Genomic DNA, 5738 nt, shown 5'->3' with positions numbered 1-5738 from the left:
AGGGCCAGCCTATCGCTGGGAGTTGATTGGCCTGGGCGACGCTTTCAACCTGATGCGCAATGGTGTCTATGCAGCAACCGCAGCTGTGGCTATCAGTGTCTTGCTGTTGCTCATCAGCGCCTTTACCCGCCGCATGGGTGCTGGCGTAGTGGCTATCTTCGTTATTGTTGCAACCGCTGCCTTGTTATATATACCTTGGCAGCAATGGCAGCGTGCACAGCAGGCACCCGCCATTCATGACATAACCACCGACACCCAAAACCCACCCGACTTTGTCGCGCTAAGAGACGCCCGCGAGGCAGCACCTAATGCCGTTGATTACCCAGGAGAAGCTACCGCGCGTCAGCAACAAAATGCTTATCCACATGTGCGACCTTTACAAGTAACTGCGCCTAAAGCGACCGTTCTTGCGGCAGTTCAGGCAGAAGTAGAAGCGTCCGGCTGGCAGATCGCCGCGATAACAGAGAGTACTATCGAAGCAACCGCCACGACCCGTTGGTTTGGCTTTGAAGATGACGTCATCATTCGTCTTACTGAGCAACAAAACGGCGTGCAGGTAGATATGCGCTCAGCCTCCCGGCTGGGAACCAGCGATGTCGGCACCAACGCACTGCGTATCGAAACCTTCCTGGATAATCTGGCTAAGCGGCTAGAATAACGGCCTTATCTGATGCGGCTTGCAGCTATTGACCGATTTAACGGTAGAGAGCCAGTATCAATGCACTTCTTTCAGTGCATTTGGTTAGTACGCGCGGCAGCTTCTCTGCTCAGAATTTGCTGCGCATCTAGCGAGCCAATCGCCACCTCTACATTTTTTGGAATATCACCGCTAAGCTGAAGCGCCTGGTAGCGCAGCGCGCAGACACGCAAAAATGAGGTGAAATTACCAAGATCGTGGCCAGCATCAATCGACTCATGATAAAGCCGCGTAATCAGTTGAGCCGTGTTCATCCCATCCCGTTGAGCCATCTCTTCCAGCAGGTGCCAGAAGTAGTTTTCCATGCGAACGCTGGTCACCATGCCATCAATGCGCAGCGAGTGCGTGGCACTACGCCATAGCTCAGGGTCGGCATCAATAAACAACTTGCACATCGTTATGCCCTCTCCGCTATCAAACTCTACTATTAAGCTACTAGGCAAGATCTGATATCGAGTAAATTCTGCTTTTTAGCATAGCGGCTAACAGACAACGCGCCCAACCGTATTGAGTTCGATACCGCTGGGCACGAAAGGGGTACCTATCAGCAGTGCTACTTATCCAATAGCGCCATAAACTGGGCAAGCCAAGCAGGATGAGCGGGCCATGCAGGTGCAGTGACCAGGTTGCCATCCGTCACTGCATCAGTGACCTCCAAGTTTGCGAAGTGGCCACCGGCAAGTTCCACTTCTGGCTGGCAAGCCGGATAAGCGGAACACTGCTTACCTTCAAGCACCTTAGCAGCGGCCAGCAACTGGGCGCCATGACAGATAGCAGCGACCGGCTTCTGGGTGTCAAAAAAGTGCTTCACCATCGCCAGTACTTCCTGGTTTAAGCGCAAGTATTCCGGTGCGCGGCCACCAGGAACCACCAAGGCGTCGTAGTCAGCCGGGTTAACTTTGGCAAAATCAGCATTCAGAGCGAAACGATGGCCGGGCTTTTCAGTATACGTTTGGTCACCTTCAAAATCGTGAATAGCCGTTGCCACGGTATCACCGGCGACCTTGTCGGGACATACCGCGTCGACTTGATGGCCAACCGCCATCAGTGCCTGGAAAGGCACCATCGTTTCATAATCTTCAGTGAAATCGCCGGTAATCATTAAAATTCGTTTGTTGCTCATCTCACTTCTCCTTGTCGTTATTGGTCGAGGCACAGAGCACACGAAGGGTGTGTTAAATGAGAGTAGCAAGTGCAGCTTCGCAGCGGGTAGTAAGCCACTACTACATCCACTCACGACAAGGCTTATGACATCGGTTAGCTAGATTATGCAGGCCGCTCAAGAGCAAACCGGTCACTGATGCGTACATAATCACTGCCTGCCAAGCGCCCTACTGGCTTTAGCACGTCCATATTGATATGCCGACCATCCCATATCGCGTCATCAATATGAATAGCGACAATCTCAGCCAGCACTAACGATCCCGCTAATGGCTGATCGCCAAAACGAATTAAGTCGCGCAGCTTGCAACCAAAGGCGACCGGGGCACCTGCAATACGTGGCACGCTGATTCCCGGCATTTCAGCCTTCTCTAGCCCCGCTAATAAGAACTCGTCTTGCTCGGGAGGAACACTGGCGCTGGTCGTGTTGAGCGCTTCTATCAACGTTTCATTGCCTATATGCACGACGCATTCGGCTAGTTCGGTTAAATTGCGCAGCGTGTCTTTGGGCAGCCCGCTGCCGTCGAGCAGCGGTGAAAAAGCCAGGATGGGGGGATTAACGCTGGCTACGTTAAAAAAGGAGAACGGTGCGAGGTTTGTATTGCCGTTCTTATCTTGAGTTGACACCCATGCAATTGGCCTTGGACAGACACTGCCTGACAGCAAACGGTAGATAACACCAGCACTCAAAGGTTGTTCATCGAGTAAGTAATCCATGGGTATTCCTATGGCAGTGGTTATAAAGAGTAGCAAGCTACTTTAAAGTTGTGCCCCTAGCCGGGCAACCCAACAAGTCCCGTAAGCTATCCATCGCCCGAGCATAGTATTCATGAGACATGCCCTTGATCCGTCTCAAATCGGCTCCTCGGCGCTAAGTATGCTAGCCTTACGAGCCACACGCGACATAAAGGAACTGAATGCTCACTATCTCAAATAACGTGACGATAGCGGACTGGGAAATCGATATTAGTCAGATCAGAGCGCAAGGCTCGGGTGGCCAAAACGTCAATAAAGTCGCCTCTGCGGTGCATTTACGTTTCGATATTCAAAGCTCTACACTACCGCCGATTTATAAAGAGCGTTTAATGGCACTGTCTGATCAGCGTATTAGTAAAGAGGGCGTGGTGATTATCAAAGCGCAAAGCTATCGCACCCTGGAATTGAACAAAGAGGACGCTCTTGCACGCTTAAAAGCACTGATTCAAAGTGCTGGCAAGCAGCAGAAAACGCGGCGGCCAACTAAGCCCACCAAAGGCTCACAGCGACGCCGTGTGGACCACAAAACGCGTAAAGGCAAAACGAAGTCACTGCGTGGTAAAGTGCCACTCTCATAAGAAGTGAACAGAGTAAGTAATTCTCGCCTAGCGCCGTTTTCTCACCACTGCATTGAGCTTAGCCATCATGTCCAGCGACTCATCCACTACACTCTGCGCTGCTCGTCCGCTGTCGCCCTGCATTCAGGTATGCAACATTGATCCAGCCTCTTCATTGTGCCAAGGCTGCGGTCGGACGCTAGATGAAATTGCCTGTTGGGGAAGTATGACCGAGGCCGAGAAGACCCCGGTATGGGAGCGACTTGAGCAAACAGGCTATGTCGACGCATTACGCAGAGAAGAGCGCTAGCCCTCTTCTGTATGCCGGTCACTCAGAATGTGATGCAGTTCGCCACACGCTACCATCGGGTCGTCGCAGTTAATCACGATGTTTGATTCTGCCAACACATAGCTACGGCCAGTCGTGGTGTTCTCCACCACTTGATAAGCGCCTTCTTGATGCGTGCCGGTGAAGGTACCAATAAACCCCGTTTCACGTAGTGATACGGTTTCTAACTTATCACCGATTCTCAGCCGACCTTCATAATTCATCAGCGCCAACCGCGCTGAGGTGCCCGTGCCAGTGGTGCTACGACAAATAACACCAGGATGTACATACGTTGTTGAACGCGAGCGAATATAGCCTTCAGCTACTTTTTCTTCCGGCCCCATAAAATGTAAAAACGGCAATGGCCCTACATCTCCCAGGGTGTAATGGGAAAAGCCGCGCTGCGCTTGGATCGCCTCAACAATTTTATAAGCACAAGCGGCAAGCGCCTGCTCCTCACTGCGTACTAGCTTGAAGCCTAACTCTTCGGCATCTACCAAGGCATAAAAGCCACCGCTGTAAGCGACTGAGTAGGTAATTGCTCCAAGTTCAGGAACTTGAATCGTATCGCGATAGGTGTCGATATAGCTTGGCAGGCCTTCACAGGTAACAGACTCCACTACCCCATTGCTCACCTTCGCTTCAATTTGCACCAAGCCTGCGGGTGCTTCCAGTTTAAAGCGTTGAATACCTTCCTGCTTGGGGACCAGCCCACTTTCTAACACAGCAGTGGCTGTACACAGCGTGTTAGAACCCGAATAAATCGGGTAGCCCATGACCTCCATAATGATATAGCCCGCGACGGCGTCCGGATGCGAGGAAGGCACCAACAGATCTACCGACATCTCCGGAATACCATACGGCTCTTCTAGCAACAGCCGTCGCAAACCATCGGCATCATCACGCAGAAACTCCATTTGTTGGCGTACTGTGGCACCAGGAAGCACACCGATCCCCCCCGTCACAATACGGCTAACATCACCACCGGCATGAGTATCCATCAGCTGAATCGTATGCAGATTTTTCATTAGCACTGCTCCTAGGCGGTGGTGAGGGCAAACGGCGCACCATGGGTTTCCCACTGCGCATCAGGAACAATAACTATTTTTCCCAGGTAGTTACTGCCACGGTTTACAAAGTAGCGCTCAGCGTTATGTAGATCCGATAGTTTAAAGGCCGCGTGCAGCACTGGTTTTAGCGCCCCACTGCGAATCCACTCGATCAGTTGTTCAGCCTCTTCGCGAGTGCCATGGGAAACACCAAAAATCTGCACTTGGTACAAGTAGACGCGAGTCCACATAATCTCGCTGATATTGCCACCACTCGCACCTGCAATGGAAAGCCGCGGATAACTGCTACGGCCTTGCATATCAACAATCATGGTATCGATAAACAGATCGGTCATCTGCCCACCGACCAAGTCCATCACTGCATCAATCGGCTTACCATCAGTGGTCGCCAATACACGCTCAACAAACGTCGATAAATCACCCCGATCGATGACGACTTCTGCACCCAACGCCAGCAGCGCATCGGCTTTATCCGGCTGGCTGACAGCGTAAGGAATAGCGCCCACGACCCGACAAAGCTGAATTAACGCCGTTCCGACACCGCCACTGGCGCCTGTCACCAGCACACGTTCACCCGCGCCAATGTTGGCAGACGTCATCATGTGATAAGCCGTCTGATACGAGCACATCCCCATCGCAGCAAGCTCTGCATCGTGCAATTCAGGGTTGGGAACATGATGAAACTGGTCGGCTGGGACGACGACAAAATCAGCATAGCCACCATCAGCCCCGTGGCCATAATAATCTGGCGTCAGATTGATATCGCGACGCTCATCAGCGTAAATATTAAAATCGAGCAGGCCTCGTTCTCCAATACGTGAAGCATCCACGCCCTCGCCTACTGCCGCCACGCGTCCAGCAATATCAGCCCCTTGAATACGAGGAAATGTCAGTGTGGGCGATCCTCCCATCGCAAACGATGTGACCTCCTCTTTCCCTTTCGTAGGATAAAGCCCTTCACGCGCTTTCCGGTCAGTATTATTTTTGGCCGTTGCTGTTACCTGAACCAGCACTTGCCCCGCCCCTGGTTTAGGGGTCATAACATCCTGCCGGTACTGCAATTTATCTATATCACCATGGCCTGTTAACAACATGGCAGACATCGTTTTCGGTACTTGAGGTACAGCTTCGGCCATAAATTTCTCCGTTGTGAAACGTTGGATGAACCT

At 52.0% G+C, this 5738-nt stretch carries 8 protein-coding genes; 3 read left to right on the top strand and 5 right to left on the bottom strand.

The genetic code is table 11. The features are described 5' to 3' along the window. On the top strand, positions 1 to 658 hold a 658-nt coding region (locus INT22_RS11925; protein WP_226912664.1), incomplete at its 5' end, for a DUF1499 domain-containing protein. 71 nt (positions 659 to 729) lie between these two features. Here the strand turns inward: INT22_RS11925 and INT22_RS11920 are convergent. The 3 genes from INT22_RS11920 to INT22_RS11910 form a co-directional block, all read right to left on the bottom strand. Continuing rightward, complete coding sequence (locus INT22_RS11920) at positions 730 to 1092, bottom strand: ribbon-helix-helix domain-containing protein (RefSeq protein ID WP_038477238.1); 363 nt, start codon at positions 1090 to 1092, stop codon at positions 730 to 732. A gap of 158 nt (positions 1093 to 1250) precedes the next feature. Next, positions 1251 to 1820 (bottom strand): DJ-1/PfpI family protein, encoded by a 570-nt coding sequence (locus INT22_RS11915; RefSeq protein ID WP_095603895.1) that lies wholly within the window; start codon positions 1818 to 1820, stop codon positions 1251 to 1253. A gap of 143 nt (positions 1821 to 1963) precedes the next feature. Beyond that, complete coding sequence (locus INT22_RS11910) at positions 1964 to 2575, bottom strand: flavin reductase family protein (RefSeq protein ID WP_089039484.1); 612 nt, start codon at positions 2573 to 2575, stop codon at positions 1964 to 1966. Positions 2576 to 2775: 200 nt separating this feature from the next. Between INT22_RS11910 and arfB the strand changes: the two genes are divergently transcribed. Both arfB and INT22_RS11900 read left to right on the top strand, forming a co-directional pair. Continuing rightward, positions 2776 to 3192, top strand: a complete 417-nt coding sequence (gene arfB / locus INT22_RS11905) for an alternative ribosome rescue aminoacyl-tRNA hydrolase ArfB (RefSeq protein ID WP_038477244.1) — start codon at positions 2776 to 2778, stop codon at positions 3190 to 3192. A gap of 67 nt (positions 3193 to 3259) precedes the next feature. Next, a complete protein-coding gene (locus tag INT22_RS11900) occupies positions 3260 to 3481 on the top strand; it encodes a DUF1289 domain-containing protein (RefSeq protein ID WP_089039485.1) in 222 nt (73 codons plus the stop codon). On the opposite strand, the gene INT22_RS11895 is transcribed toward INT22_RS11900, so the two are convergent. Together INT22_RS11895 and INT22_RS11890 are read right to left on the bottom strand one after the other, a co-directional pair. Further along, positions 3478 to 4527, bottom strand: coding sequence for a proline racemase family protein (locus INT22_RS11895; protein ID WP_089039486.1), 1050 nt, complete (start codon positions 4525 to 4527; stop codon positions 3478 to 3480). The two genes, INT22_RS11900 and INT22_RS11895, sit on opposite strands and share 4 nt — an antisense overlap. 11 nt (positions 4528 to 4538) lie before the next feature. Further along, positions 4539 to 5705: a zinc-binding dehydrogenase gene (locus tag INT22_RS11890; protein ID WP_193068274.1), complete on the bottom strand. Its 1167-nt coding sequence runs from the start codon at positions 5703 to 5705 to the stop codon at positions 4539 to 4541. Between the last annotated feature and the right edge of the window lie 33 nt (positions 5706 to 5738).

This window comes from Halomonas sp. 3D7M, assembly GCF_014897885.1.
Classification (GTDB): Bacteria; Pseudomonadota; Gammaproteobacteria; order Pseudomonadales; family Halomonadaceae; genus Vreelandella.
The sequence above is the reverse complement of the archived record's forward strand: the minus strand, read 5'-3'. Positions and strand labels throughout refer to the sequence as shown.

Coding starts and splice junctions, on each gene's coding strand:
- INT22_RS11920 (WP_038477238.1), bottom strand. CDS start 1,092: ATGTGCAAGTTGTTTATTGATGCCGACCCTGAGCTATGGCGTAGTGCC.
- INT22_RS11915 (WP_095603895.1), bottom strand. CDS start 1,820: ATGAGCAACAAACGAATTTTAATGATTACCGGCGATTTCACTGAAGAT.
- INT22_RS11910 (WP_089039484.1), bottom strand. CDS start 2,575: ATGGATTACTTACTCGATGAACAACCTTTGAGTGCTGGTGTTATCTAC.
- arfB (WP_038477244.1), top strand. CDS start 2,776: ATGCTCACTATCTCAAATAACGTGACGATAGCGGACTGGGAAATCGAT.
- INT22_RS11900 (WP_089039485.1), top strand. CDS start 3,260: ATGTCCAGCGACTCATCCACTACACTCTGCGCTGCTCGTCCGCTGTCG.
- INT22_RS11895 (WP_089039486.1), bottom strand. CDS start 4,527: ATGAAAAATCTGCATACGATTCAGCTGATGGATACTCATGCCGGTGGT.
- INT22_RS11890 (WP_193068274.1), bottom strand. CDS start 5,705: ATGGCCGAAGCTGTACCTCAAGTACCGAAAACGATGTCTGCCATGTTG.